1 protein-coding gene is annotated in these 606 nt (G+C 68.6%); it reads right to left on the bottom strand.

All coding sequences use genetic code 11. The annotated features are described in order from the left end of the window. Window positions 1-453: transglycosylase family protein (locus tag V9U70_RS00125; RefSeq protein ID WP_336672320.1), on the bottom strand; the 453-nt coding region annotated here is incomplete at its 3' end. Between the last annotated feature and the right edge of the window lie 153 nt (window positions 454-606).

Here is a 606-nt window from a genome sequence, read left to right as displayed (position 1 = left end):
GGTGTTGGTGGAGTCCACTCCCAGCAGGTCGTCCTTCAGGTCACCGGTGTAATCGTGATCACGACGCACCACGATGGGCGGGTACGGGTCGGCGTGGTCGCCCGCCAGACCGGCCACCGCGCCGCAGTGCGGCCAGGCGCCGGCGCCCTGGCCTGCCAGGACCTTTTCCGCTATCAGGATCTGTTGCTTCTTGGACGCCAGATGGGCGTTGGATGCGTAGGCGTGCCCCCCGTAGCCGGCCCAGGTGCTCGGCGAGAACTGCAGGCCCCCGTAGTAGCCGTTGCCGGTGTTGATCGACCAGTTTCCGCCGCTTTCGCACGCGGCGACCTTGTCCCAGGTGGCTACGGAGGCGGCTGTGGCGGGCTGGGCCAGCAGGAGCGGGGCGGCGAGGCCTGCGGCGAGCGCAGCGGCAAGGGCCGTGCGGGGGCGGTGGGTGAAGGTGAAGCGAGGCATGACGGACTTCCGTTTCGAGTGGTGGGGTGTCGTGAGACATAGGGAAAGGGGCCCGCCCTGGGTGGGCAGGCCCCTTTGATGTGTCCGGCCGGTCTCAGATGAGGTGTTTGAAGGTGCCCCAGCCGTGGCCGATCTTGGTGGCGGCGTTGAGGC

The organism is Streptomyces pratensis (assembly GCF_037137275.1).
Taxonomy (GTDB): Bacteria; Actinomycetota; Actinomycetes; order Streptomycetales; family Streptomycetaceae; genus Streptomyces; species Streptomyces pratensis_B.
This window is presented reverse-complemented; position numbering and strand designations above follow the sequence as displayed.